The sequence below is a fragment of the Stenotrophomonas sp. TD3 genome, assembly GCF_001939825.1.
Taxonomy (GTDB): domain Bacteria; phylum Pseudomonadota; class Gammaproteobacteria; order Xanthomonadales; family Xanthomonadaceae; genus Stenotrophomonas.
The window spans coordinates 2,958,189-2,983,416 of record NZ_MOYM01000001.1 but is presented as its reverse complement, the minus strand read 5'-3'; the positions used below and the strand labels follow the sequence as shown (position 1 = coordinate 2,983,416).

At 69.2% G+C, this 25,228-nt stretch carries 23 protein-coding genes; 15 read left to right on the top strand and 8 right to left on the bottom strand.

Annotation, left to right across the window (positions count from 1 at the left end; translation table 11 throughout):
* Window positions 1-39: 39 nt before the first annotated feature.
* From BKE09_RS13815 to BKE09_RS13800, 4 genes are all read left to right on the top strand, one after another.
* The gene (locus BKE09_RS13815) at window positions 40-960 is read left to right on the top strand and encodes a lauroyl acyltransferase (protein ID WP_075676090.1); all 921 of its coding nucleotides are present in this window, start codon (window positions 40-42) and stop codon (window positions 958-960) included.
* A 73-nt stretch (window positions 961-1,033) separates the two neighbouring features.
* Window positions 1,034-2,170: a GTP cyclohydrolase II RibA gene (gene ribA, locus BKE09_RS13810; protein ID WP_075676089.1), complete on the top strand. Its 1,137-nt coding sequence runs from the start codon at window positions 1,034-1,036 to the stop codon at window positions 2,168-2,170.
* Between the two features lie 75 nt (window positions 2,171-2,245).
* Window positions 2,246-2,746 carry a PH domain-containing protein gene (locus BKE09_RS13805; protein ID WP_075676088.1) on the top strand — a complete coding sequence of 167 codons (501 nt, stop codon included), beginning with the start codon at window positions 2,246-2,248 and terminating at the stop codon, window positions 2,744-2,746.
* Window positions 2,743-4,281 (top strand): PH domain-containing protein, encoded by a 1,539-nt coding sequence (locus BKE09_RS13800; RefSeq protein WP_075676087.1) that lies wholly within the window; start codon window positions 2,743-2,745, stop codon window positions 4,279-4,281. Before BKE09_RS13805 ends, BKE09_RS13800 begins: the two co-directional genes overlap by 4 nt.
* Window positions 4,282-4,406: 125 nt before the next feature.
* Here the strand turns inward: BKE09_RS13800 and BKE09_RS13795 are convergent, their stop codons facing one another.
* Complete coding sequence (locus BKE09_RS13795) at window positions 4,407-5,465, bottom strand: CDP-glycerol glycerophosphotransferase family protein (RefSeq protein WP_075676086.1); 1,059 nt, start codon at window positions 5,463-5,465, stop codon at window positions 4,407-4,409.
* Here BKE09_RS13795 and BKE09_RS13790 point away from each other — a divergent pair.
* Window positions 5,464-6,270, top strand: a complete 807-nt coding sequence (locus tag BKE09_RS13790) for a glycosyltransferase family 2 protein (RefSeq protein ID WP_075676085.1) — start codon at window positions 5,464-5,466, stop codon at window positions 6,268-6,270. The genes BKE09_RS13795 and BKE09_RS13790 overlap by 2 nt on opposite strands.
* Window positions 6,271-6,300: 30 nt before the next feature.
* On the opposite strand, the gene BKE09_RS13785 is transcribed toward BKE09_RS13790, so the two are convergent.
* From BKE09_RS13785 to def, 5 genes are all read right to left on the bottom strand, one after another.
* Window positions 6,301-7,557: an O-antigen ligase gene (locus BKE09_RS13785; RefSeq protein WP_075676084.1), complete on the bottom strand. Its 1,257-nt coding sequence runs from the start codon at window positions 7,555-7,557 to the stop codon at window positions 6,301-6,303.
* Window positions 7,558-7,709: 152 nt separating this feature from the next.
* Window positions 7,710-9,419 (bottom strand): glycosyltransferase family 39 protein, encoded by a 1,710-nt coding sequence (locus BKE09_RS13780; protein WP_014038632.1) that lies wholly within the window; start codon window positions 9,417-9,419, stop codon window positions 7,710-7,712.
* Window positions 9,420-9,442: 23 nt separating this feature from the next.
* Entirely contained in the window at window positions 9,443-10,774 is a 1,332-nt protein-coding gene (gene rsmB, locus BKE09_RS13775) for a 16S rRNA (cytosine(967)-C(5))-methyltransferase RsmB (protein ID WP_075676083.1), read from the bottom strand.
* 3 nt (window positions 10,775-10,777) lie between these two features.
* Window positions 10,778-11,701 carry a methionyl-tRNA formyltransferase gene (fmt, locus tag BKE09_RS13770; protein WP_075676082.1) on the bottom strand — a complete coding sequence of 308 codons (924 nt, stop codon included), beginning with the start codon at window positions 11,699-11,701 and terminating at the stop codon, window positions 10,778-10,780.
* A 120-nt stretch (window positions 11,702-11,821) separates the two neighbouring features.
* On the bottom strand, window positions 11,822-12,334 hold the full coding sequence (gene def, locus BKE09_RS13765) for a peptide deformylase (protein ID WP_008267110.1): 513 nt from the start codon (window positions 12,332-12,334) through the stop codon (window positions 11,822-11,824).
* Between the two features lie 126 nt (window positions 12,335-12,460).
* Here def and BKE09_RS13760 point away from each other — a divergent pair, with 126 nt between their 5' ends.
* From BKE09_RS13760 to BKE09_RS13720, 9 genes are all read left to right on the top strand, one after another.
* On the top strand, window positions 12,461-13,591 hold the full coding sequence (locus BKE09_RS13760) for a LysM peptidoglycan-binding domain-containing protein (protein WP_075676081.1): 1,131 nt from the start codon (window positions 12,461-12,463) through the stop codon (window positions 13,589-13,591).
* Between the two features lie 132 nt (window positions 13,592-13,723).
* Window positions 13,724-14,851, top strand: coding sequence for a DNA-processing protein DprA (gene dprA, locus BKE09_RS13755; protein WP_075676080.1), 1,128 nt, complete (start codon window positions 13,724-13,726; stop codon window positions 14,849-14,851).
* A 43-nt stretch (window positions 14,852-14,894) separates the two neighbouring features.
* Window positions 14,895-15,368 carry a DUF494 family protein gene (locus tag BKE09_RS13750; RefSeq protein WP_005419622.1) on the top strand — a complete coding sequence of 158 codons (474 nt, stop codon included), beginning with the start codon at window positions 14,895-14,897 and terminating at the stop codon, window positions 15,366-15,368.
* A gap of 39 nt (window positions 15,369-15,407) precedes the next feature.
* On the top strand, window positions 15,408-16,172 hold the full coding sequence (locus BKE09_RS13745; RefSeq protein WP_075676079.1) for a pilin: 765 nt from the start codon (window positions 15,408-15,410) through the stop codon (window positions 16,170-16,172).
* A 49-nt stretch (window positions 16,173-16,221) separates the two neighbouring features.
* Window positions 16,222-17,151 (top strand): RDD family protein, encoded by a 930-nt coding sequence (locus tag BKE09_RS13740; RefSeq protein ID WP_075676078.1) that lies wholly within the window; start codon window positions 16,222-16,224, stop codon window positions 17,149-17,151.
* A 193-nt stretch (window positions 17,152-17,344) separates the two neighbouring features.
* Window positions 17,345-19,831, top strand: a complete 2,487-nt coding sequence (locus tag BKE09_RS13735) for a DNA topoisomerase I (RefSeq protein ID WP_075676077.1) — start codon at window positions 17,345-17,347, stop codon at window positions 19,829-19,831.
* Window positions 19,832-19,928: 97 nt separating this feature from the next.
* Window positions 19,929-20,519 (top strand): Sua5/YciO/YrdC/YwlC family protein, encoded by a 591-nt coding sequence (locus BKE09_RS13730; protein ID WP_083663093.1) that lies wholly within the window; start codon window positions 19,929-19,931, stop codon window positions 20,517-20,519.
* A 43-nt stretch (window positions 20,520-20,562) separates the two neighbouring features.
* A complete protein-coding gene (locus BKE09_RS13725) occupies window positions 20,563-21,252 on the top strand; it encodes a hypothetical protein (protein WP_075676075.1) in 690 nt (229 codons plus the stop codon).
* Window positions 21,253-21,286: 34 nt separating this feature from the next.
* Window positions 21,287-22,006 (top strand): hypothetical protein, encoded by a 720-nt coding sequence (locus BKE09_RS13720; RefSeq protein ID WP_075676742.1) that lies wholly within the window; start codon window positions 21,287-21,289, stop codon window positions 22,004-22,006.
* Window positions 22,007-22,098: 92 nt separating this feature from the next.
* Here BKE09_RS13720 and BKE09_RS13715 read toward each other — a convergent pair whose 3' ends face one another.
* Window positions 22,099-22,875, bottom strand: a complete 777-nt coding sequence (locus tag BKE09_RS13715; protein WP_014038643.1) for an SDR family oxidoreductase — start codon at window positions 22,873-22,875, stop codon at window positions 22,099-22,101.
* A gap of 112 nt (window positions 22,876-22,987) precedes the next feature.
* On the opposite strand from BKE09_RS13715, the gene BKE09_RS13710 reads away from it, so the two are divergent.
* Window positions 22,988-23,200: a hypothetical protein gene (locus BKE09_RS13710; RefSeq protein ID WP_075676074.1), complete on the top strand. Its 213-nt coding sequence runs from the start codon at window positions 22,988-22,990 to the stop codon at window positions 23,198-23,200.
* 98 nt (window positions 23,201-23,298) lie between these two features.
* Here BKE09_RS13710 and sppA read toward each other — a convergent pair whose 3' ends face one another.
* Window positions 23,299-25,221, bottom strand: coding sequence for a signal peptide peptidase SppA (sppA, locus tag BKE09_RS13705; RefSeq protein ID WP_075676073.1), 1,923 nt, complete (start codon window positions 25,219-25,221; stop codon window positions 23,299-23,301).
* Window positions 25,222-25,228 lie beyond the last annotated feature (7 nt).

Below are 25,228 nucleotides of genomic sequence, written 5' to 3'. Positions count from 1 at the left end.
CCGGCCACGATAGCAGCGCCCTTGGCTAAACTGGCGCCGATGAATCCGCAACGAAAAGCCCGGCTGGTCTACCGCGCCACCACCCTGTTCGCCCGCCTGCCCTGGCCGCTGCTGCGGGGATTCGCGCACGCCCTGGCGTGGACGTGGGTCCGTCTCAATGCCCGCGAGAGCCGCGTCACCCGGCGCAATCTGGAACTGGCCTACCCGGAACTGGACGGTCCGGCGCGCGACCGCCTGCACCGCGAACTGCTGCGCTCCACCGCGCTGCAGGCCATCGAGACCCTGCGCCTGTGGAGCCAGAGGCCGGCCGACAACCTGCGCCTGCACCTGAAGCAGCGCCACGGCGAAGCCCTGTACGACGCGGCCCTGGCCAGCGGCAAGGGCGTGATCGTGGCCGCGCCGCACTTCGGCAACTGGGAGCTGCTGAACCAGTGGCTGGCCTCGCGCGGGCAGATCGCCATCGTCTACAAGCCGCCGGAAGACGAGGCCAGCGACGCCTTCCTGCAGCTGGTGCGCGGCGGCCAGAACGTGCAGCAGGTGCGCGCCGAGGGCCCGGCCGTGCGCCAACTGTTCAAGGTGCTCAAGGATGGCGGCGCCACCGGCATCCTGCCCGACCAGCAGCCCAAGGCCGGCGATGGCGTGTTCGTGCCGTTCTTCGGCGTGCAGGCGCTGACCATGACCCTGGTCAACCGGCTGGCCGAGCGCACCGGCGCCACCGTGCTGTATGGCTGGTGCGAGCGCATCGGGCCCGACATGGAGTTCGCCCTGCACATCGAGCCGACCGACCCGGCTGTTGCTGATCCGGACCCGCAGGTGGCGGCCACCGCGCTCAATGCTGGCATCGAGCGCATCGCCCGCCGCGACCCGACGCAGTACCAGTGGACCTACAAGCGCTATACGCTGCGGCCACCGGGCAGCGGCGAGGAAGACCCGTACGCGACCGAAGAGCATCCGCACTGACGGCTGTCCGGTCACCTGCGACCGGCGGCCGCACCACGTTGAATACGACGCCGGCGCCCCCATAGAGACTGCGATGTCCGCCTCCCCCGGTCCTGCCATGCCTGCTGCCTCTTCCCTGTTCGGCGATCCCGCCGCGATCCGCTGCGAACGCGCGGTGGCCGAACTGCGTGCCGGCCGCCCGGTGCTGCTCCACGATGGCCAGGGCCAGCGCCTGGCGGTGATCGCCCTGGACAGTGCCACCGCCAGCAGCTTCGCTGCCTTCGCCGCTGCCGCGCGCGGACGCCACTACCTGTTCCTGACCGCCACCCGCGCCCGCGTGCTCGGCGTGGAGGCCCCGGAAGGCGCGCGCCTGCCGCTGGCCGGCGTTGCCTTCGATGCCCTGCCCTCGCTGGGCTACCTGCGCGAGCCCGGCCCGATGCCGGACGGCTGGACGGCCGGAGATGCCTTCGATGCCGGCGCGGTGGAGCTGGCCCGCCTGGGCCTGCTGCTGCCGGCAATGGTGGCCGTGCGCCTGGATGCAGATGACAGCACCTTCAATGGCGCTGCTGAAGTGGCGCTTTGCGATCTGGCCGAGGGCGCGGCCCACGCCGCCCACGACTACGAACTGGTGGCGCGCTCGCCGGTGCCGCTGCGCGACGTCGGCATGACCACCTTCGCGGTGTTCCGCGGCGGCGTGGCCCAGCGCGACCAGGTCGCGATCATCGTCGGCGAACCGGACCTGTCGGCGGTGGTGCCTGTGCGCGTGCACTCCTCGTGCCTGACCGGCGACCTGTTCGGCTCACTCAAGTGCGACTGCGGCGACCAGCTGCGGCGCGGCCTGCGCAAACTGAAGGAATTGGGCGGCGGTGTGCTGCTGTACCTGGACCAGGAAGGCCGCGGCACCGGCATCGCCGCCAAGATGCGCGCCTACGGCTACCAGCACGACGGTCTGGACACCATCGATGCCGATGCACAGCTGGGCTTCGGTGCCGACGAGCGCCGCTACGGCAGCGCGGTGGCGATGCTGCATGGCCTGGGCATTTCGCGCGTCGCCCTGCTCAGCAACAACCCGACCAAGGCGCAGCGCCTGCGCAATGCTGGCATCGAGGTGCTGGACTGCATTCCGGTCACCGGCGAGATCACCGCCGAGAACGAGCATTACCTGCGCACCAAGGCTGATCGCGCAGGCCACATGCTGGATGTGGATGCGCTGATCCAGGCTGCCCAGTAACGCAGCCGACCTGCTACCGTCTGCGCGGTGCGGTCTCGGCCGCCATCGCCCGCCCTGCCGCCTGACGGAGCCCGCGTGACCGACGTCCCCCTGCCCTCCCCGCCCACCGATGCCTGGCAGTCGCTGCCGCAACGCGCTGCCCGCCTCGCTGCACTGGAAGGCGCCTTCGGCGGCCTGTTCGTGCCGGGCCTGCCGTTGGCCGCGGCCGCGTGGTTCTTCGATCTGCCCGGCGGCCTGTGGACGGCCGCCCTTGGGCTGCTGATCGGCATCGTCTTCGGCGCTTGGCTCGGCCGCCGGCGCTTGACCCGTACCCGCTGGCGGCTGGACGCCCAGGGCCTGGGCCTGCGCCGCGACCTGATGTGGCAGCTGGAAACGCGCATCCCCATTTCGCGCGTGCAGCACCTGGACCTGCGTCGCGGCCCGCTGGAACGCCGTGCCGGCCTGGCCACACTGATCGTGCACACCGCCGGGACCCGCATGAGCGCAGTGACCGTGAGCGGCCTGGACGAGGCCGACGCCGAGCGCCTGCGTGACACCCTGTCCCATCAGCTCGACCAGGACGCCGACGCCCTGTGAGCCTGCCGCCGCCCCTGCCCGCATCGCTGCCTGCCGGTGGCGAGGACCATCGCCTGCACCCGTGGTCGTGGCTGTTCGTGCTGCTGATGCAGCTGCGCCACTACTTCCTGCCGCTGGTCGCGCTGCTGGTGTTCGGCCAGCGCGGCGACCGCGACCCGATGTGGGCGCAGCTGATTCCGCTGTCTGCGATTGCCGCGCTGGTGCTGGTCTCGGTGCTGCAGTACCTCAGCTACCGCTACCGCATCGGCAGCGATGCGATCACCGTGCGCAGCGGGCTGCTGGCGCGCAACCGCCGCGAGATCCCGTTCGCCCGCATCCACAACGTGGAAGTGCGGCAGAACCCGCTGCACCGTCTGTTCGGCGTGGCCGAACTACGCCTGGAATCGGCCGGCGGCGTGCGCCCGGAAGCGGAGATGCGCGTGCTGAAGCTGGACCAGGCGCTGGCGCTGGAACGACTGGTGCGCCAGCGTGGGCAGGCACCGCAGGCCGCTGACGTTGTCGCCGCCCCCTCGCTCACCGGGGCCGACGCCGAACAGGTGCTGCTGCGCCTGTCGAGCTGGGACGTGGTGCGCATGGGCCTGCTCTCCAACCGCGGTTGGGCACTGGCGATCGCCGCCTTCGGTGTGCTGTTCCAGACCGTGCCGCGGCCGGTGATGGACGCTGCCATCCAGCGTGGCGGCCAGGAAGCCTTCGGCTATGCCAGCCACCTGCATCCCGGCGTGGCCGGCGCCTTCCTGCTGCTGGCTGCCGCACTGCTGCTGGGCTGGCTGGCGCTGCGAGCGCTGTCGGTGGTGCTGACCCTGCTGCGCTATCACGGCTTCACCCTCAGCGAGCAGGATCGCCGCCTGACCGTGTCGGCCGGCCTGCTCAGCCGCACCCGCAGTAGTGTCGCGCGTCGCCGCATCCAGGCCTGGACGTTGCGCGAAAGCACCCTGCATCGCTGGTTCGGCCTGCGCCAGCTGCGGATCGACAGCGCTGCCGGCGGCCCTTCGCGCGACGAGGACCGCGCCCTGCGCGAGCTGGCGCCGCTGGCAACCCAGGAGCGCTGCACGCAGCTGGTGCAGCACCTGCTGCCACAACTGCAGTGGCCGCCGGCGCGATGGCAGTCCATTCCGCAGCGTGGCTGGTGGCGGCTGTGCCTGGGCGCGCTGGTGCTGGTGCCGTTGCTGGCAGCAGCCGCGTACTGGCGCTGGGGATCATGGGGGCTGGTCGTGCTGGCCTGGCTGCCGGTGGCGCTGCTGGTGGCACATCGGCAGATGGCGCGCATGGGCTGGTACCTGGATGACCACTACGTGGCCGTGCGCGGCGGCTGGTGGAAGCGATGGTGGCGCTGGGCCGAACTGGACAAGGTGCAGGGCCTGCGCCTGCAGCGTTCACCGCTGGACAAGCTGCTCGGCACCAGCAGCCTGCAGCTGGATACCGCGGGTGCACACGGTGATGTGGCGTTGACCCTGCACTACCTGCCGCGGGCGCAGGCGCAACACGTGATGGAGCAGCTGGCGGCGGCGCTGGCACGGCGCAAGCTGCGCTGGTAAGCAATACAGGTAGTGCCGGCCGCTGGCCGGCAGCCGCAGACATTCCCGAGGTTGCCGGCCAGCGGCCGGCACTACCGCGAGCGGGGCCGTGCATCCACGCATGGCGTGGATCCACATCAACCCGATCAGCGCTGCGACGGGCCCCAGTACCCCAAGTCCTTGCGGATCTGCATGTCGCGCACCCAGCTGCCGAATGGCTTGCGCCGCAACACACCCATTTCACCGGACAGGAAATCCTCGGTGGCCGCGATCACCCGCTCGCTGGACAGGCCATCGCGGTATGGATGGATGGCGTCGGCGTAGCGCACGATCTCCGCCTGCAGCGCAGCGTCCGGATGCATCGCACGCTGCAGCATCGCCGGCAGCTGCGCCGGATCGTCGAAGTCGATCATGTGCGGCTTGGGCACGCGGTTGCGGAAGGTCACCACCGGTTTGTGCTGGACGATGAACTCCGAAACGATCGACGAAGTGTCCGACACCAGCACATCGGCGGCGCGTTGCGCGGCCATCACCTGCTCCGGCTCGATGAAGCGGGCATTGGCACCGGCCAGCGCGCGGTAGCGCTCGAACAGTTCCGGTGGGCACTTCGGGTGCAGGGTCAGCAGCCAGTAGCGGTTGCCCTCGGCGATGTCGGCGGCGATCTGCGCATGCAGGTGTGGCGCTGCACTCAGGCGCTCGGTGAAGGTCGAACCGAACAGGATCACCGGACGCCCGCCCGCCGCTGCGCGCAACGCGGCGCTCTCGCCACCGTCGTCGCGGAACAACGGGTCCAGCTTCGGCCAGCCGGTCTCGGCCACCGCGAAGTGGCCCTGCAGGGCGGCGATCTCACGGAACGGCCCGGTGGTGGCCGGCCCCTGCGTGCAGTACAGGTCGAACATGCCGCGCACCCGGAAGTGGCCGCGCGCACTGTCCCGCTTCTCCACGTTGAAGCCATGGAACAGCTGCACCTTGGCGCCGGACAGGAAGGTCGGCACCCAGTTGGCGGCGCTGAACACGGCACGCGGCCGCATCGCCAGGGCCTGTTTCAGGCCGATGTTGGGCACGCCCGGCAGGCTGCTGCCGGCCGCGCCGTCCTCGAACCAGGCCGCCACCTCCTGCCCGGAGGCGTGCAAGGCCTGCACCAACGGGGCGAGAATAGGCAGCGCATAGCGCTCCGTCGCAAACAACAGGTACCCGGCCATCATGTCCTCCACGACCGCTCCCATCGAACGGCCTCGCATCTCGGCCTGCATTATCGCGTTCAACGAGGCCGGCCGCATCGGCGACTGCCTGGCATCGCTGGCCTTCTGCGACGAGATCATCGTCGTGGACTCGTACTCCACCGATGCCACCGTGGCCATCGCCGAGGCCGCAGGCGCCCGCGTGCTGCAGCGCGCGTTCGATGGTTTCCGCAGCCAGAAGGCCTACTGCGTCGAGCAGGCCCGCCACGACTGGGTGCTGTGCCTGGACGCCGATGAGCGGATCAGCCCGGAACTGCGCGCGGCCATCGAACACGCCCGCGACGGTGGCTTCGCCGGCCATGCCGGCTATCGCTTCGCGCGCCTGTCGGAGTACTTCGGCAAGTTCCTGCGCCATGGCAACGCCTACCCGGACCGGGTGATGCGCCTGTTCGACCGCCGCCGCGGTGGCTGGCGCGGCAAGCGCGAGATCCACGAGGCGGCCAGCGTCGACGGCAGTGTCGGCACCCTGCGCGGCGACCTGGTCCACTATCCCTACCGCTCCCTGCAGCATCAGCTGGCCAAGACCGAGAAGTACGCGCGGATGATGGCCGAGCACGAGTTCGCACGCGGCAAGCGGGCCACGCTGGGCAAGCTGGTGCTGGCCCCGGCCTGGCGGTTCTGGCGCGGCTTCGTGTTCCGTGGCGGCTTCCGCGACGGCTGGCACGGCCTGGTCTACGCCTATGTGCGCGCCAACTACGTGCGCCAGAAGACCATCATGCTGTGGATGCTGGGCAACGGCCAGGCCGTGGCCGACCCGCCGAACCCCTGATCGCCGGGCCCTGCCCGGCGCGACGCGGCATCACGACCCGGTGATCGCCCGGTGGCGCGCGCCTTCGACGATCGACAGGCCGGTCAGCAGGCCGACCAGGGTCACGTAGAAACTGGCCGTCATCTGGTGCGCGAACATCGACTGGGTCAGCCCGCACAGCGCGTAGGTGATCACCAGCATGACGCCGGCTGCGGCCGGCCCCCGGAAGGTCGCCCGTCCACTGCGGCGATGCAGGCGCACGAACAACCACAGCGGGATGCCATAAACCGCCAGCAACAGCAGCAGGCCCGGTACGCCCTGGGTCGCCGCCCATTCGGCCACGTCGTTGTGCGCATGCCCCAGGTGGCAGCGCAATTCTTCCGGGTTCTCCCGGCAGACCGGCACGCGCTGCATCGCACTGTCGAAATGACCGATGCCAACACCCACCAGCGGATGATCGAGGAAGGTCTGCCAGGCCACCTGCAGGCGTTCGACGCGGGCACCGGCGGAAGAATCACTGTCGCCCAGCTCCATCCGCTGCACGTCGCTGTGCAGCTCGCTCAGGCGGACCTGGTGGCGCAGCTCCGGTACCGACAGCAGCAGCGTCGCACCAATCGCCAGCATGCCGGCCAGCACCGACAGGCGCGCCGCACCGGTGCGCCAGCGCAGGCTCAGCGCCAGCACCACCAGCAGCGCCAGCAAGGCGGCGAACACACCGCGGCTGCCGGTCAGCACGATGGTGCCGCAGCCGGCGGCCATGCCCAGGATCACCAGCGACCAGCGCCGCGATGGGCGACAGAACACCAGCAGGACCATCAACACCATCACGATGTCGGCCAGCACGATCGCGTTGGTGAACAGCTCCGCGCGCGGGGCGCCGCCCAGCACCTGCCACAGCGACATCGCAAAGGTGGCGAGCAGGCCGGCCAAAGACCCGTACCAGAGCCACCGCAGGTTGGGACGCAGCGCGCAGACCCACAGCGCGATCCATGGGATCACCACGAACCGCGAACGGTTGTCGACGTCACGCAGGCCCTGTTCGAACAGCACCACCGACAATACGCCGAGCGCCAGCACCGCCAGCATCAGCCAGGCCAGCACTTTCACCGGCTGGCCGGCCATGCCGCGCGCGCGCCACAGCAGCTCCGGCGCCAGCAGGGTGCTGAGCAGCAGCAGGAGACCGTACGGCAACAGGTTGATCGGCACGGTCAGCACCAGTGCCGGCAGGCAGAACAGGCCCAGCTGGGCCAGCGCATGCGCGACCCCGTGGCGCCCACCGACGGGAACGCCCAGCGGGTCGCCGGCCATGGGGTTCAGGTTGTCCGGTGAAGCTGGCACGTCGGGAAGTATCGCTGCAATCTGCTGGAAGAACGGGACGGGCCAACGGGGGCCGTCCCAGCCTGCTGTTTTACTGCCTTTGGGCGCGCTTGGGCAGACTGGACAAGCGGAAATCGTGCTGGCTAGTCATGTTCCTGCAAACGCCGTTCACGTTCCCGCTCCTCGGCAGTGACCACGCAGGGCACCGTCACCGCCGCCGCCGGCACCAGCCACCAGCGCCGCCGGTTGGCCACGCCGGCCAGTTCAGAGCGGTTGCGGTCGACGCACGACAGCATCGCGTACTCGTGGACCAGCAGCCAACGACGTCCGGGCGCCAGCCGCTGCCAGCGCGTGGCCGCCACCAGCTGCTCGTCCCAGTCCGTCTCGAAACCGAAGGTCGCCGCGGGACGGTCGGCCAGCAGCAGATGCTGCTCCTTCCAGGCCACCAGCCCCAGCTCGGCATCGGGGCCCAGACGGGTACCGACCGTGCGCATCAGGCCACGGGCGGAACTGGAATCGTTCAGCAGCGGGTAGCCGACCAGGCTGTACAGCACCCAGACCATCGCCAGGGTCGACACCAGCGCAAGCTGCCGGCGACGGCCGCAGGCCAGCAGGCTCAATCCGCCCCACAGGCCCATCGCCAGGATCGTCCACGCCAGCGCGTCGACGGCCCCGGGGGCGAGCCCGCGGCTGTGGGTCAGGCGCAGCTCGAAGGCCGGGTCGCCCAGCACCGCCATCGCGCCAGCCACTGCCAGGCCCAGTGACAGCAGGCCGGTGAACAGCCCCACCACGGCCTGCACATCGCGCCGCTTCAGCAACCCCGGCAACAGCGGTGCCAGCACCAGGCAGAACATCGGCAGCGCCGGCAGGATGTAGACGTCGCGCTTGCCAGCGGGAATCGAGAAGAACAGCACCACCATCAGCCACCAGGCCAGCGGCAGCAGATAGCGCGGGTCGCGGCGTTGCAGCCGGCGGCGCCAGGCTGGAATCGCCCAGGGCAGGGCCAGGAACGCCGGGATCCACATCAGCGGCATCGTCGCCAGGAAGTACCAGGCGGGCTGGTGGTGGTCCCAGGAATGGGTGTAGCGCCGCGCCGTCTGCTGGAACAGGATGTCGTCCATGTAGGCGCGGTACTCGTCCGAGCCGGTGGCAAAGCCGGCCAGCAGCATCGGCGCCAGCCACAACGACACCGCCAGCAGGAAGGCCAGCGGCGCCAGCCAGAAGCGCGCGTCGCGCGCGTGCAGGCCCACCCGCGGCCACTGCAGCGCCGCGGCGATTGCCGCGGGCACGATCATCAGCAGCGCCAGCATGCCCACGCCCTTGGTGATCACGCCGATGCCGGCGAAGAACCAGCCCAGCCACCACCAGCGCCAGGCAGGCCCCAGCAGCAGGTGGCGCAGCAGGCCGTAGTTGGCCAGGGTGATGAACAGCAGCAGCAGCGGATCGATCTGCGCCTTCTTCGCCTGGAAGGTGAACTGCAGCGCGAACAGCAGCGCCCAGCCGGCATACAGCCCCACCCGCCGCGTCCACAGGCGCCGGCCCAGGTCGACCACGCACCACAGCGTGCCCAGTGCCGCCAGCAGCGACGGCAGCAGGAAGGCCACGCGCCACTGCCCGATCAGGCTGTACAGCGTGGCCTGCCACCACATCAGCATCGGCGGCTTGTCCGAGTACAGCTCGGTCCCGCGGTGCGGGAACAGCCAGTGGCCGCTGTCGAACATCTGCTTGGCCACCAGCGCGAAGCGCGGTTCGTCCGACGGCCACGGATCACGGAGGCCCAGCCCGGCCCCCAGCACCAGCAGGGCCATCACCACGAACAACCACGTCTCGCGCGACGCGCGGGATTTCAGCATGGGACTCGGAACGTCAGCGGGGGTCAGGCTGTTTTTAGCAGACGCGCGTAAAAGAAACCGTCAGCATCGCTGTCACCCGGCAGTCGCTGGCGCGCGATCCCCTCGCAGTCCAGGCCGAATGTGTCATCCAGAGGCTGTGCCACCGCATCCGGATGCCACTTCAGGAAGGCCCGCACCTGATCGACGTTCTCGGCGCGCAGGATCGAACAGGTGGCGTACAACAGCACGCCGCCCGGGCGCAGCATCGACCAGCAGGCCTCCAGCAGGCGGGCCTGCACGCCGACCAGCGCATCGATATCCTCGGCGCGGCGATGGAACATCACGTCCGGCTGGCGGCGGATCACGCCGGTGGCCGAGCACGGGGCATCCAGCAGGATGGCATCGAACGGGGTGCCATCCCACCAGGCGCCGGGGTCGCTGGCATCGGCCACCCGGGTCTGCGCGCCGTCACCCACACCGGTGCGGGTGTAGGTATCGCGGGCACGCGCCAGGCGGCGCGCATCGATATCCAGCGCCAGCAGGCGCAGGCTCGGGTCACGTTCCAGCAGGTGCGCCGACTTGCCACCCGGTGCCGCGCAGGCGTCCAGCACGCGAGCGCCGGACGCCGGGGCCAGCGCGTCCGCCGCACTTTGCGCCGACAGGTCCTGCACCGACAGCGCACCGTCGGCGAACCCCGGCAGCTGGTTCACCGCGATGGGCGCCGCCAGGCGCAGCGCGTCGGCGCTGAGCGGGCTGGCTTCGGCGGCAATGCCGGCCTCAGCCAGCGTGGCCAGCGCCTTGTCACGGCCGCCCTGTTGGCGGTTGGCCCGCAGCCACAACGGCGCCGGCTGCAGGCTGGCGGCGAAGATCGCCTCGGCCTGGGCCGGCCAGTCGCGCTCGACGGCATCGGCCAGCCACTCCGGGAAGGCATCGCGCGCCGGCTGTTCCGGGAACCCCTCACGCTGCGCGCGGCGCAGGATCGCGTTGACCAGGCCGGCCTGGCGCTCACGGCCCAGCGCGCGGGCGGCGTCGACCGTGGCCGACAGCGCCGCATGCGCCGGCAGTTCCAGCACGTCCAGCTGGGCGAAGCCCACCATCAACAGGGTGCGCAGGTCGGCGTCGCGTGCCGACAGCGGCTTCTGCATCCACGACTGCAAGGCCGCGTCATAGGTACTGCGGCGGCGCAGGACTGCAAAGCACAGCGCTTCCAGCAGCGCACGATCGCGGCTGTCGGCCAGCTTGGGCAGCGCCCAGGCCAGTTCCGCCTTCAGCGAGCGGCCCCGGGTGAACACCTGCGCCAGCACGCGTGCGGCCAGCATGCGGGTGGCCGCGCCCGGCGCCGCCTTGGCGACGGAGAAATCATTCTGCTTCGACACCGCTTATGCCCCCACGTGCAGGTCGCGGCGGGCATTGAGGTAGTCGGCGGCGGTGATCGCCTTGCCGCCTTCGCGCTGCAGCGTACGCAGGCGCAGCGCGCCCTGGCCGCAGGCGATGTCGATGCCATCGCGGCTGGCCGCCAGCACCGTCCCCGGCGCCTGGCCATGGGCCAGGTCAAGGGCGACCGCGCCGTGGATGCGCACGCGCTCGCCGGCCAGCGTGGCCTCGGCGATCGGCCACGGATTGAAGGCACGCACGGTGCGCGCCAGTGCATCGGCGTCCTGCGCCCAGTCCAGGCGGGCTTCGGCCTTGTCCAGCTTGTGCGCGTAGGTCACGCCCTGCTCGGGCTGCGGCCGCGCGATCGGCTTGATGCCGGCACGCAGCAGGCCCAGGCCGTCGGACAGCACCTGTGCACCCAGTTCGGCCAGCTTGTCATGCAGCTGGCCGCCGGTATCGGTGGCCGCGATCGGCAGCTCCTGGTGCAGCAGCACCGGGCCGGTATCCAGGCCGGCTTCCATCTGCATCAGGCACACGCCGGTCTTTGCGTCACCGGCCTGGATCGCGCGCTGGATCGGCGCGGCACCGCGCCAGCGCGGCAGCAGCGAGGCATGCACGTTCCAGCAGCCGTGGGTCGGGATCGCCAGTACCGCCTTGGGCAGGATCAGGCCGTAGGCGACCACCACCATCAGGTCCGGCTGCAGGTCGCGCAGCTGCTGCTGGGCAGCCTCATCCTTCAGCGATTCGGGCTGGTAGACCGGAATGCCACGGGCCACGGCCTCCAGCTTGACCGGCGACGGCGCCAGGCCACGGCCGCGGCCGGCCGGGCGATCAGGCTGGGTATAGACGGCCACGACCTCGTGGTGGCGCGCCGCAGCGCGCAGCGACGACACCGCGAATTCCGGCGTACCGGCAAAGACAATCCTCATGGCTACCCCACTTGCAGGATGGATTCGTGCAGGAAAGAAAACGGCGCCGTCGGCCGGCGCCGTACAGCCCGCGCGCGTCGCGCAGGCACGGGCCACCCGAAGGGCGGCCCGGATTGGCGATCACGCCACGTGCTTGCGCTGCTTGGCCAGCTTCTTGCGGACCATCTCGCGCTTCAGCGGCGACAGATAGTCGATGAACAGCTTGCCATCCAGGTGGTCCATCTCGTGCTGGATGCAGGTGGCCAGCACTTCGCCGGCCTCCAGCTGCTGCTCCTGGCCGTTGCGGTCCAGGTACTTCACGGTGATGGTGTCGGCGCGGGTCACGTCGGCGAAGATGCCCGGGACCGACAGGCAGCCCTCCTGGTACACCCGGCCCCCGTCCTTGGCGACGATTTCCGGGTTGATGAACACATGCGGTTCATTCTTCTCTTCGCTGACATCGATGACCATGAAGCGCTTGTGCACGTCCACCTGGGTGGCGGCCAGGCCGATGCCCGGGGCGTCGTACATGGTCAGGAACATGTTGTCGATCAGTTCCTGGAAGGCCGGCGTGGTGACTTCGGCGGCTTCGATCAACGCAGCCTTGGTACGCAGGCGCGGATCGGGGAACTCGAGAATGGGGAGAAGGGCCATGGCTGTTTCCGGATAGGGGGCCGGCACGCCGGCATACGTCGCAGATTCTAGCTCCAACGCTTGCCTTGCGCCCCGGTTTCTGGACTATAGTGCGCGGACCTGTTGGGGAATCAGGGCTTCACACCTATGTTGCTTCGTTTTCGTACGGTCGTCGCCGCGGCGATGCTGACCGTGGCTGCCTATGCTACCGCCGTGGAAGTGAATGGCGGGCACCCGGACACCTATGTGGTCCGAAAAGGGGATACGTTGTGGGATATCGCCGCACGTTTCCTGCAGAAGCCTTGGCTGTGGCCGGAGATCTGGCAAGCCAATCCGCAGATCGCCAACCCGCACCTGATCTATCCAGGTGACGTGCTGAGCCTGGCCTACCTGGACCGGGTGACCGTGTCCCAGGCCGGTCCGCGCCAGGAGGCCCCGATCGACGCCATTCCGCTGGCCCAGGTCGAGCCGTTCCTGAAGCAGCTGAGCGTTGTCGACAGCGTCAAGCAGCTGCCCTACGTGGTCGGCCTGGAGGACAGCCGCCTGCGCGTGTCCGGCGGCGACACCGTCTACGTGCGCCTGGCTGATGCCCAGGTGGGCCAGCGCTGGGCCGTGGTACGCCCGACCGTGCGTTACGCCCAGCCCAAGCCGACCGAGGACCTGACCGCCAATGGCGATGTCACTCCGGGCAGCGGCAACCTGTGGAAGGCCTACAACGCGCCCAACGCCCGCCGTGGCGTGCTCGGCTACGAGCTGGCCCAGGTCGCCACCGGCACGATCACCCAGATCGCCGGCGGCAAGGTCGAGGCCTCCACGCTGGTGCTGGACAAGAACGTCGGCGGCCGCGAAGTGCGCGCCGGCGACCGCCTGGTGCCGGTCGAAGCCAGGCCGTACGACCTGCAGTTCGTGCCCCACGTGCCCGCCGCGGGTGTCGAGGGCGTGGACGTGCGCGTGCTGGCGGTCACCGACATGTTCACCGCCGGCAGCCCGCGCGACGTGATCGCGATCTCGGCCGGCCGTGCCCAGGGCGTGGACAACGGCACCGTGTTCTCGCTGTGGCGCCCGGGCCGCCATGTGGCGCACCGCATGAAGTACCCGACGTCCTCGCGCATGGATGACTCGCTCAGCACCGGCGCGGGCCGGGTCTCGCTGCCGGACGAATACGCCGCGCATGCGATGGTGTTCCGCACCTTCGACAACGTCAGCTACGCGCTGGTGATGCAGGGCGTGAAGCCGGTGCGGGTGGGCTACAACGCGCTGCACCCGGACGCGAAGTAATGGTTGCCGGGGGCTGCCCCGGCCACCGCAGGGAGTGCCGGCCGCGGGCCGGCAGGCCCCTCCGGCAAAACCTGACAGCCACACGCGAAGGCGCCCTAGGGCGCCTTTGTTGCGTGCGGCCGATAGTGGGGGATGACCACGCATGCATATGAGGCGCTGCTGCGCCTGCTGATGGCGGGAGGCGCACTGGCGCCCCGACGGGCCCTGCTGCAGGCCGCGGGGGGTGCGGAAGCCGCCATCGCGCAAGGCACTGCGACCTGGCGCGCGCACGGTTGCACGCCGGAGCAGTGCGCCGCCCTGGAACGCCCCGAGACCCGGGCCTGGACAGCCGCCCGGCGCTGGCTGGAACAGGACAACCATCACCTGCTGCCCTGCACCGATCCGGCCTTTCCGCCATCACTGCTGGAGGTACCCAATCCGCCGCTGGCCCTGTTCGTGGCCGGCGACCCGAGCCTGGCCTGGCGCCCCTCGGTGGCGCTGGTCGGCAGCCGCTCACCCACCCCGAGCGGGCGCGCACTGGCCGCACGTTTTGCCGGCTGCTTCGTCGAGGCGGGCCTGGCGGTGACCAGTGGCCTGGCCGCAGGCATCGATGCGGCCGCACACCAGGCCACGCTGGAGGCCGGCGGCTGCACCGTGGCGGTGATCGGCACCGGCCCTGACCGGGCCTATCCGGACAGCCACGCCCGGCTGCAGGCGCGGATCGCCGCCGAAGGCGTGGTGCTCAGCGAGTACCTGCCGGGCACGGCTGCCCGCCCCGGCCACTTCCCCGCGCGCAACCGGCTGGTGGCCGGGCTGGCGCTGGCCACGGTGGTGGTCGAGGCCGCCCAGCGCTCGGGCGCGCTGATCACCGCGCGCCTGGCCGCCGAGGCCGGCCGCGAGGTCTGTGCCCTGCCCGGGTCGGTGCTCAACCCGCGTGCGGCCGGCTGCCACCGCCTGATCCGTGAAGGCGCGGCGCTGGTCGAGCGCCCCGAGGAGGTCCTGGAACTGCTCGCTCCCGCCCTTCGCCAGCAGCTGCCGGGCTTGCAATCGCGGTTGGCCACCCCCACTGAACAGGCACCGCCGGCGCTCCTGCCGGCGCGCTGGGCCGACGACCCTGACTACCAGTGCTTGTGGCGGGCCCTGGACCACAACCCAAGCGGTATGGATTCACTGATCACGCGCTGTGGATTGACGGCGTCACAGGTGTCCTCCATGCTGCTGGCCATGGAACTGGCGGGAATCGTGGTGTGCGTACACGGCCGCTACTGTCGAACTCCCTAGTTTCTTCACCTCCACAGCGTCGCGCGACGCAGGCCGAGGGGCAATGAAAGAGAGCATCCTGGATGTACTGCTGTACCTGTTTGAACACTATTTCAGCGAAGATGCGGACCTGATCCGTGACCGCGATTCGCTCCAGAACGGCCTGATCCAGGCCGGTTTCAGCCCCACCGAGATCAACAAGGCGTTCGACTGGCTCGATGCCCTGGCCGCGCAGCGGCCGAGCGTGGCCCAGGCGCGGGTCGATGGCCCCGTGCGCATCTACCATGGCCCCGAGCTGGACAAACTGGACGTGGAATGCCGCGGCTTCCTGCTGTACCTGGAACAGCACGGCATCCTCGACGCCGACCAGCGCGAGCTGGTGCTGGACCGGGCGATGGCCCTGGACCAGGACGAACTGGACCTGGACGACCTGAAGTGGGTCGTGCTGATGGTGCTGTTCAACCAACCCGGCTCCGAAGCGGCCTATGCCTGGATGGAGACGCAGATGTTCATGGACGAGCCAGAACCCCTGCACTGACCGTACACTTGGGGGCATAGCGCATTCAGGAGCGTCCCCGTGAGCGAGTGGTTCCATGCAGAAGGCAACCGGCAGCAAGGCCCGCTGCCGGCGGAACAGTTGGTCGAGTTGTTCCGCAACAACCAGATCTCCCTGGACACCCTGGTCTGGCGCGACGGCCTGCCGCAATGGCAGCCGTTGCGCAGCGTCGTCGACGAGCTGGGCCTGATCGTGCCGGCGCTGGACGTCGCTGCGCCGGCCGTGGAACCCGAGCCGGAACCCGAACCGGAACCGGTGGCGCCGCCTCCGCCGCAGCCACCGGTGCTGCCACCGTCCACGCCCTATGCCACGCAGACCCCGGCCGGGGTGCTGCCGCCGCCGAAAAAGAAGCTCTCCGGTTGCGCCCTGACCGCGATCATCGGCGGCGGCCTGCTGCTGGTGCTGGTGCCGATCATGGCCATCCTCGCGGCGATCGCCCTGCCCGCCTATAACGACTACACCGTGCGTGCCAAGGTCGCCACCGCGGTCAATGCCCTGCAGCCGCTGAAACAGCAGGTGCAGCACTTCGCCGACGACGAAGGCCGCTGCCCCGGTGCCAACGATGCCGGTTTCCCGGCCCCGGGTGACTTCACCCAGGCTGGCCTGTCGGCGGTGAACATCGGCCGCTTCAACAACGGCCACTGTGGCATCGAAGCAACGCTGGCCGTGCCCGGCAAGAGCCTCGACGGCGACCTGCTGTGGCTGGAATATGATCGCGACAGCGGCCGCTGGGAATGCAGCGGTGAAAGCGACGACAAGTACCTGCCGCCGTCGTGCCGCGGCTGAGCCACGCGCACGGCAGCACCTCCAAGGACGATCCAACAGGGAACATGCAATGACTGAGTGGTACTACGCCGAAGGACAGCAACGCCAGGGCCCGCTGTCGGTCCAGGAGATCCGCCAGCGCTTCCAGCGCGGCGAACTGAACCTGGACACCCTGGTCTGGCGCGACGGCATGGCCCAGTGGGCTGCACTGCGCCAGGTGGTCGATGAGCTCGGCCTGCAGACGCTGGCTGACGCCAGCACGGCCACCGCCAGTGGCGGCTTCGACCTGCGCAACGACTACGCCGCCATCGACAACGGCACTGCACCACTGCCTGGCACGGGTGCGCTCAGCAGCTCGCCCTACAGCGCGCCGGCCGCTGCCGGTGTCGGCGGTCCGCAGCCGGTGGTCGGCGGCGAGGTGATCTATGCCGGCTTCTGGAAGCGCGTAGCGGCGTACATGATCGACTACTTCGTGCTGGCCATTCCGGGCGGCATCATCGGCGCCATCATCGGCGTGGTGCTTGGCGCCAGCATGGGCGCGGTGGGCAGTGGCGAGACTTCCATCGAAATCGTCGCGCAGGTGGCCAGCGCGCTGATCAACATGGCCATCGGCGTTGCCTACTACACCTGGTTCCATTCCTCGCAGGGTGGCGCCACGCTGGGCAAGATGGCGGTCGGCATCAAGGTCGTGCGCAGCAACGGTGACCGCCTGACCAAGGGCCGCGCCTTCGGTCGCTACTGGGCCATGCTGCTGAGCAGCTTCACCCTCGGCATCGGCTTCCTGATGGCCGCCTTCACCGAGCGCAAGCAGGGCCTGCACGACATGATCTGCGACACCCTGGTGGTCGACCGCTGGGCCTACACCGACCAGCCGCACCTGCAGCGCCATGAGCTGGGCACGGTCACCATCGTGATCCTGGTGCTGACCGGCCTGCTGTCGCTGGCGGGCCTGGTGCTGCTGGTGGCCGCGGTCGGCTTCATCGCCAAGATGGCCTCATGAACGGCCATCCTCACGTCTGGCTGCTTGACAGGGGCTGGCCGGGCGTGATTCCTCTAATAAGGTGAAACCTGAACGCCCGGCACACTACCGGGCGTTCAGCGTATTGATTTGTCCGTGGCCGCTTCACTAATGCGGCCGTTTGCTCCACCCTAGCGGCCCCTCCCCTGCGGCTCGCCCCACAGACACTGCTGCCATGCCCAAGCACCTGCTCATCGTCGAATCGCCGGCCAAGGCCAAGACGATCAACAAATACCTCGGCAAGGACTACACCGTCCTGGCCTCGTATGGGCATGTGCGTGACCTGATTCCGAAGGAAGGCGCGGTCGACCCGGACAACGGGTTCGCCATGCACTACGACGTGATCGACAAGAACGAAAAGCATGTCGACGCGATCGCCAAGGCCGCCAAGGGCGCCGACGACATCCTGCTGGCGACCGACCCGGATCGCGAGGGTGAAGCGATCAGCTGGCATATCGCCGAGATCCTGAAGGAACGCGGGCTGGTCAAGGACAAGCCGATGCAGCGCGTGGTGTTCACCGAGATCACCCCGCGCGCCATCAAGGAAGCGATCAGCCAGCCGCGCGCGATCGCCAGCGACCTGGTCGATGCCCAGCAGGCGCGACGCGCGCTGGACTACCTGGTCGGCTTCAACCTGTCGCCGGTGCTGTGGCGCAAGGTCCAGCGCGGCCTGTCCGCCGGCCGCGTGCAGAGCCCGGCGCTGCGCATGATCGTCGAGCGCGAGGAAGAGATCGAAGCCTTCATCGCCCGCGAGTACTGGTCGATCGCCGCCGAGTGCGCACACCCGTCGCAGCACTTCAACGCCAAGCTGATCAAGCTGGACGGGCAGAAGTTCGAACAGTTCACCATCACCGACGGCGACACCGCCGAAGCCGCCCGCCTGCGCATCCAGCAGGCCGCGCAGGGCTCGCTGCATGTCACCGACGTGGCCAGCAAGGAGCGCAAGCGCCGCCCGGCGCCGCCGTTCACCACCTCCACCCTGCAGCAGGAAGCCTCGCGCAAGCTCGGCTTCACCACCCGCAAGACCATGCAGGTGGCGCAGAAGCTGTATGAAGGCGTGGCGATCGGTGACGAAGGCACTGTCGGCCTGATCTCGTACATGCGTACCGACTCGGTGAACCTGTCGCAGGACGCGCTGGCCGAAATCCGCGACGTGATCGCCCGTGATTACGGCATCGCCTCGCTGCCGGACCAGCCGAACACCTACCAGACCAAGTCGAAGAACGCCCAGGAAGCGCACGAAGCGGTGCGCCCGACCTCGGCCCTGCGCACCCCGGCCCAGGTGGCGCGCTTCCTGACCGACGACGAGCGCCGCCTGTACGAACTGATCTGGAAGCGCGCAGTCGCCTGCCAGATGATTCCGGCCACGCTCAACACGGTCAGCGTCGACCTGTCGGCTGGCAGCGAGCACGTGTTCCGTGCCAGCGGCACCACCGTGGTGGTGCCCGGCTTCCTCGCCGTGTACGAGGAAGGCAAGGACAACAAGAGCGCCGAAGACGAAGACGAAGGCCGCAAGCTGCCGGCGATGAAGCCTGGCGACCGCGTGCCGCTGGAACGCATCCAGGCCGAGCAGCATTTCACCCAGCCGCCGCCGCGCTACACCGAAGCGGCGCTGGTGAAGGCGCTGGAAGAGTACGGCATCGGCCGTCCCTCGACCTACGCCTCGATCATCCAGACCCTGCTGTTCCGCAAGTACGTGGAAATGGAAGGCCGCAGCTTCCGCCCGTCCGACGTCGGCCGCGCGGTGTCCAAGTTCCTGTCCAGCCACTTCACCCGGTACGTGGACTACGACTTCACCGCCAAGCTCGAAGACGAGCTCGACGCCGTCTCGCGTGGCGAGGAAGAGTGGATCCCGCTGATGGCCCGCTTCTGGGAGCCGTTCAAGGAGCTGGTGGAAGACAAGAAGGAATCGGTTGACCGTGCCGAGGCCAGTGGCGCGCGCGAGCTCGGCACCGACCCGAAGACCGGCAAGCCGGTCAGCGTGCGGCTGGGCCGCTTCGGGCCTTACGCCGCCATCGGCAGCACCGCCGAGGACGCCGAGGAGAAGCCGAAGTTCGCCTCGCTGCGCCCCGGCCAGTCGATGCACACCATCTCGCTGGAAGACGCGCTGGAACTGTTCCTGATGCCACGCGCGCTGGGCGAGGACAACGGCGAGCCGGTCAGCGTCGGCATCGGCCGCTTCGGCCCGTTCGCCAAGCGCGGCAGCACCTATGCCTCGCTGAAGAAGGAAGACGACCCGTACACCATCGACCTGGCCCGCGCCGTGTTCCTGATCGAAGAGAAGGAAGAGATCGCGCGCAACCGGATCATCAAGGAGTTCGAGGGCAGCGACATCCAGGTGCTGAACGGCCGCTTCGGCCCGTACATCAGCGACGGCAGGATGAACGGCAAGATCCCCAAGGATCGCGAGCCGGCATCGCTGACCCTGGCCGAAGTGCAGCAGCTGATGGAAGAAACCGGCAAGCCGGTGCGCAAGGGCTTCGGCGCCAAGAAGGCCGCTGCGAAGAAGGCACCGGCCAAGAAGGCTGCGGTGAAGAAGGAAGCCGCGCCGAAGAAGGCCGCCGCAAAGAAGGCGCCTGCCAAGAAGGCCCCGGCCAAGAAAGCAGTAAAGAAGGCGGCCGCGAAGAAGGCCCCGGCGAAGAAGGCCGCTGCCAAAAAGTAGATCCACGCCATGCGTGGATGAGGGTCAAGGTGTGCGGACCAACGGTCCGCACCTACCATCCGCACCCACCACCCCTTCTGCACGCGGCAGGGGGATAATGAAGGCCCACGTCGGGCCGGTCGCCGCCATGAAAGAACTCACCCTGGACTCTGCTGTCGCCACGCTCCGCGCCGGCGGCGTGATCGCCTATCCGACCGAAGCAGTCTGGGGCCTGGGCTGCGATCCCTCGCATGAGGCGGCGGTGCACATGGTGCTGCGGCTGAAGCAGCGGCCGATCGAGAAGGGCATGATCCTGGTCGCCGCCGAACTGTCGCAGCTGGAGGGCTGGGTGCGCCTGCAGGCGTTGCCCGATGCTCGCCAGCGCGCGGTGCTGGCCAGCTGGCCGGGTGCCAACACCTGGATCCTGCCGGCCGGTTCGCGCGCCCAGCCCTGGGTCACCGGCGAGCACAGCGGCATCGCCGTGCGCATCAGCGCCCACCCGCTGGTCGCCGCACTTTGCCGCGCCTGGGGTGGCCCCCTGGTCTCCACCAGCGCCAACCTGGCCGGTGAACCACCGGCACGCAGCCGTGCCGAGCTCGACCCGCGCCTGCTGCGCCTGCTCGATGGCATCCTCGATGGCGAAACCGGCGGCCTGGCCCAGCCAACCCCGATCCGCGACGCGCTCAGCGGCAACGTGCTGCGCTCCTGAACCGACGATTGCACTGCCGCGGACAATCGCGCACCCTGCCGCCATGAACCTGCTGCGCACCGCCCTGGGCCTGTGCCTGCTGCTGCCATGGACCGCACCGGCCGCCGAGGACGTGCGCGTGTACCGCTGTGTCGCCAGCAACGGCGCCGTGGCCCTGCAGGACAAGCCCTGCAGCAGCGGCCGGCAGGAAGTGCGTGACCTGCAGCGCCCGCGCGACCCGGCACCACGGGTGGTGCGCAGCGACGCGACACCGGCGCCGCCGGATGAGGCGCCAGTGATGCGTGATCGCGAGATCCGCCACGTCTACATCCAGCCGCCGCAGCCATTGTACGAGTGCGTGAGCGACGACGGTCGTCGCTACACCAGCGACAACAACGAGGGCAATCCGCGCTGGGTACCGTTGTGGACCAGCGTCTGGCTCCCGCACGGACACCACGGCCCGGTCCATCCCGGCCCACGCCCGGCCTTCGGCACGCCGGTCGGCACCCCCATCGGTGAAGGAGCCGGCTACCGGCCGCCCGCGGTGGGTGTCGGTGTGCAGGTTCCGGCCGGCAGCGTGCTGGTCCGCGACAGCTGCCATGCGCTGCCGCCGCAGGAAGTCTGCGCGCGCCTGCGCGACCGCCGCTGGGAACTGGACCGCCGCTACAACAGTGCGCTGCAGAGCGAGCGCACTGCCATCAGCAACGAACAGCGTGGCATCGACGCACGCCTGTCGCGGGACTGCGAACGCTGAGCGCAGCACCTGCCGTGGCATGTACGCTGTGCGCATGAAGAATCCGATCTGGCTGGCCCTGGGCCTGTTCGCCGGCAATGCATTGGCCGACGACGGGGTGATCTACCGCTGTACTTCCAGCAGCAGCGATGTGCCCACCCTGCAACGTACGCCCTGCCCTGCCGGCAGCAAGCAGCAGGTGGTGCGGATTCCGGCGGCCGCCAGCGCGCCACCTGCGCCGGCCACAGCAGCACCTGCGCCGCCGCCGCCCGAACCGGCGACCGCGAGTACACCGCCCGCTTCGACGCCCAGCCCCCGCCGCCCGGGCGAAGGACGCACGATCATGGAAGCCGGCATGGTCGAACGCGAAGGCGGCGATCTGATACTCGACAGTGCATCGTTGCCACGCCAGGCCGATGCGGCGCCGGACAGCAATGCGCCGCCGAAACCGCCGCTGCCACCGATCTTCCAGTGCACCGACAGCCAGGGCGGGGGCTATCTGCACGAATACGAAGCTGCTCCCGGCCGCTGCGAACTGATGACCGTGCAGGGTCTGGGCGGCGCCACCCCGGTCAACGCCGCCGGCTGCGAAGTGGTGCGCGACCGCTGCGAGGAACTGCCGGAGGCGCAGCGCTGCAGCAGCTGGCAGCAACGCTTCCGCGACGCGCGCGGCCGTGAACGGTTCGCCTCGCCGGAAAACCGCGACAACGCCCGTGGGGAACGCGAACGGCTGCAGGGCGTGCTGGAGGCCAGCAACTGCCCGGTACCGGGGTGACACCCACCGGTAGTGCCGGCCGCTGGCCGGCAACTGCAATCATCTGAAGATCCTGTGGTTGCCGGCCAGCGGCCGGCACTACCACCGCATGATCAGAAGCCGTAACGCAGGAAACCGCCATCCACTGCGATGCATTCGCCAGTGACATAGCTGGCCGCCGGCAGGCACAGGAAGCCCACGGCCGCGGCCACTTCCTCCGGCTCGCCGATGCGGCGCATCGGCGTGCGGTTGATCACTTCCTCGTAGTAGTCCGGGTCCGACAATGGACCGGACGTGCGGCGCGTGCGGATGTACCAGGGCGCCACCGCGTTGACCCGGATGCCATCCTCGGCCCACTCGACGGCCAGGTTGCGGGTCATCTGGTGCATCGCCGCCTTGGTCATGCCGTAGACCACGCCGCTGCGCACGTGGGTCAGCCCGGACACGCTGCCGACATTGACGATCGACGACGACGCGTGCCGGGCCAGCAGCGGATGCGCGTAGCGCGACAGCTCGAAGGCCGAGAACAGGTTGGTCTCGAAGATCTTGCGCCACTCGTCCTCGGAATACTCCGTGGCTGCCTTGGTGACGTTGCCTCCGGCATTGTTGACCAGGATGTGCAGGCCATCGCTGTGGTCTTCCACCCAGTCCAGGATCTGGCGGCGGTCCTCATCATCGGAGACGTCGGCGGCCAGCGCGTGCACCTGGTGCTGCGGATACACATCCAGCAGTTCGTCGCGCGCGGTCTCCAGCATGTCGATATCGCGGCCGACGATCATCAGGTCGGCGCCGAGCCCCGCCAGTTCATGCGCGATGGCCAGGCCGATGCCGGCGCTGGCGCCGGTGATCAGGGCCGTCTGGCCGTCCAGGCGCCACCGTTGCTGGGTCATGTGTCCTCCGGGGCCGCGCCCACTGCATTTCGATGCCGCAAGGATACGCGCTCACGGCGGCGCTCGGCCGGGGATGCGACACTTGCCCATACGCCCACCGCGGAGAGCCGCCATGCGCATCCTGATCCTGTCCACGTCGCTGCTGGCCAGCCTGCTGCTGGCGGCCTGCCAGCGGCCGCCCACGCCGAACCCGGAGAAGCCACCGGTGCCACGAGCGATGTCGCGTGCGATCAACGAACCGCTGGACCGCGCCAAGGACGTACAGAGAACCGTCGATGATGCTGCCGCGCGTGAGCGCAAGGCCGAGGCCGACGCGACGCAATGACCGGTGGGGTCAGAGCCCTTTGCGCTGCAAAGGGATCCGATCCCATGAACGAAAACGCCCGGCCTGAGCCGGGCGTTTTCATTCGATACCGTTGCTGGTCAGAACCCGCAGAAGCAGTACGCCAGCGCCTTCACCGGTGCGCCATTGCCCTTCTCGCGGGCCGCGTTCTCGACGAAGCGCAGCTGCGTATCCACTTCCGGCATCGTGCGCGCCAGCATCATCCGCGCCATGCCCGAATCGGACAGCATCCAGGCACCGGCGCGGCTGCCAGCGAAACCGCTGACGAACTGTGCGAACGGCGTGGCTGCCTTCTCGATGTAGCGCACGCGATAGGCATCGGCCTTGCCCAGCTTGGCGCGGCTGGCCGCATCGGCCACCGCATCCTTCAGGCCACCGAAGGCATCCACCAGGCCGCGTTCCTTGGCCTGTGCACCGCTCCACACGCGGCCGCGGGCAACCTCGTCCACGGCCTCGACCGGCTTCTTTCGGGCGTCGGCGACGCGACCGGTGAAGTCGGCGTAGCCCTTGTTGATCACCGTCTGGATGACCTGGCCCACGGCCGGATCCATCGGGCGGGTGACATCGAAGGCACCGGCGAAACGGGTGGTGCCGACACCGTCGGTGTGCACGCCGATCTTGTCCAGCGCGCGGCTGAAGTTCGGCACCATGCCGAAGATGCCGATCGAACCGGTGATGGTCGAGGGATCGGCATAGATGCGATCGGCGTTCATGCTGATCCAGTAGCCACCGGAGGCGGCCAGGTCACCCATCGACACCACCACCGGCTTGCCAGCGGCCTGCAGCGCCACCACTTCGCGGCGGATCTGCTCGGAGGCGAACACTTCACCGCCCGGCGAATCGACGCGCAGCACCACCGCCTTCACGTTGTCGTCGTCGCGCGCGGCACGCAGCAGCGCCGAGGTCGACTCACCACCGATGCGACCGGCCGGCAGGTCACCGCCACTGATTTCGCCGGCGGCCACCACGACGGCCACCTGCGGACGCGAGTCCACCGGGTTGCGGCGCGCGTCGAGCAGGGCCAGGTAGCGGCCGAAGTCGACGTTGCGGAAACCGCCATCGGCATCCTCGTCGGCCACGCCACGCTCGATCATCAGATCCTCGAATTCCTCGCGGGTCTTCAGCGCGGTCACCAGCTTCTGCTGCAGGGCGAACTTGGCCAGGTCGCCACCGGCGGCAGCGATGCCTTCCGGCAGCGTGTCAATGCCGGCGGCCAGCTGTGCCGGATCCAGGCGGCGGGCCTTGGCGATGTCGCCCAGGTAGCGCTGCCACACGTCATTCATCCAGAACAGGTCGGCTTCCTTGGAGGCCGGCGACGCAGCATCAAGCACGTACGGCTCGGCCGCGGACTTGTACTCACCCACCTTGAACAGGTGCACGTCCACGCCCAGCTTGTCCTGCAGGCCGGTGCGGAAGTACTGGCGGTAGCGGCCGAGGCCTTCGAGCACGACCGACCCCATCGGGTCCAGGTAGACCTCGTCGGCCTGCGCGGCCAGCAGGTACTGCGACTGGCCCATGCTCTCGCTGTAGGCCACCAGCTGCTTGCCGGACGCGCGCAGATCCTGCAGCGCGGCGGCCACTTCACGCAGCGAGGCGAAGCCGGACGGCTGCAGCTTGTCCAGTTCCAGCACCACGCGTTCGATCTTCTTGTCTTCCTTGGCCGACTCGATCACCCGCAGCAGGTCGCGCAGCTGGATCTCTTCGGCACCGTTGTCACCCACCGCCTTGGCCAGCGCGCGGCTGACCGGATCGGCACTGAACTGCTCGACCAGGCGGCCTTCCGGCGCGATCACGAGCGTCGTGCGGTCCTGCAGCGACTTGCTGGCACCGGCGCCCATGCCGGCGGCGATGACGAACATCACCAGCAGCAGGAACAGCAGGCCGAAGAACACCAGGTTGAGGATCAACCGGCGGGTGAAGTTCATGACGTCCCACAGCCCGATGAAGAAGCTGGCGACGGGATTGCGACGCGCCGGGGGCAGCGGGGGCACGGGTTGATTCATGGAACGC

Excerpts from the sequence above, each read along its gene's own strand:
- BKE09_RS13815 (WP_075676090.1), top strand. The coding sequence starts at position 40 with ATGAATCCGCAACGAAAAGCCCGGCTGGTCTACCGCGCCACCACCCTG.
- ribA (WP_075676089.1), top strand. The coding sequence starts at position 1,034 with ATGTCCGCCTCCCCCGGTCCTGCCATGCCTGCTGCCTCTTCCCTGTTC.
- BKE09_RS13790 (WP_075676085.1), top strand. The coding sequence starts at position 5,464 with ATGTCCTCCACGACCGCTCCCATCGAACGGCCTCGCATCTCGGCCTGC.
- BKE09_RS13795 (WP_075676086.1), bottom strand. The coding sequence starts at position 5,465 with ATGATGGCCGGGTACCTGTTGTTTGCGACGGAGCGCTATGCGCTGCCT.
- BKE09_RS13785 (WP_075676084.1), bottom strand. The coding sequence starts at position 7,557 with ATGGCCGGCGACCCGCTGGGCGTTCCCGTCGGTGGGCGCCACGGGGTC.
- BKE09_RS13780 (WP_014038632.1), bottom strand. The coding sequence starts at position 9,419 with ATGCTGAAATCCCGCGCGTCGCGCGAGACGTGGTTGTTCGTGGTGATG.
- fmt (WP_075676082.1), bottom strand. The coding sequence starts at position 11,701 with ATGAGGATTGTCTTTGCCGGTACGCCGGAATTCGCGGTGTCGTCGCTG.
- def (WP_008267110.1), bottom strand. The coding sequence starts at position 12,334 with ATGGCCCTTCTCCCCATTCTCGAGTTCCCCGATCCGCGCCTGCGTACC.
- BKE09_RS13760 (WP_075676081.1), top strand. The coding sequence starts at position 12,461 with ATGTTGCTTCGTTTTCGTACGGTCGTCGCCGCGGCGATGCTGACCGTG.
- dprA (WP_075676080.1), top strand. The coding sequence starts at position 13,724 with ATGACCACGCATGCATATGAGGCGCTGCTGCGCCTGCTGATGGCGGGA.
- BKE09_RS13750 (WP_005419622.1), top strand. The coding sequence starts at position 14,895 with ATGAAAGAGAGCATCCTGGATGTACTGCTGTACCTGTTTGAACACTAT.
- BKE09_RS13740 (WP_075676078.1), top strand. The coding sequence starts at position 16,222 with ATGACTGAGTGGTACTACGCCGAAGGACAGCAACGCCAGGGCCCGCTG.
- BKE09_RS13735 (WP_075676077.1), top strand. The coding sequence starts at position 17,345 with ATGCCCAAGCACCTGCTCATCGTCGAATCGCCGGCCAAGGCCAAGACG.
- BKE09_RS13730 (WP_083663093.1), top strand. The coding sequence starts at position 19,929 with ATGAAGGCCCACGTCGGGCCGGTCGCCGCCATGAAAGAACTCACCCTG.
- BKE09_RS13725 (WP_075676075.1), top strand. The coding sequence starts at position 20,563 with ATGAACCTGCTGCGCACCGCCCTGGGCCTGTGCCTGCTGCTGCCATGG.
- BKE09_RS13720 (WP_075676742.1), top strand. The coding sequence starts at position 21,287 with ATGAAGAATCCGATCTGGCTGGCCCTGGGCCTGTTCGCCGGCAATGCA.
- BKE09_RS13715 (WP_014038643.1), bottom strand. The coding sequence starts at position 22,875 with ATGACCCAGCAACGGTGGCGCCTGGACGGCCAGACGGCCCTGATCACC.
- BKE09_RS13710 (WP_075676074.1), top strand. The coding sequence starts at position 22,988 with ATGCGCATCCTGATCCTGTCCACGTCGCTGCTGGCCAGCCTGCTGCTG.
- sppA (WP_075676073.1), bottom strand. The coding sequence starts at position 25,221 with ATGAATCAACCCGTGCCCCCGCTGCCCCCGGCGCGTCGCAATCCCGTC.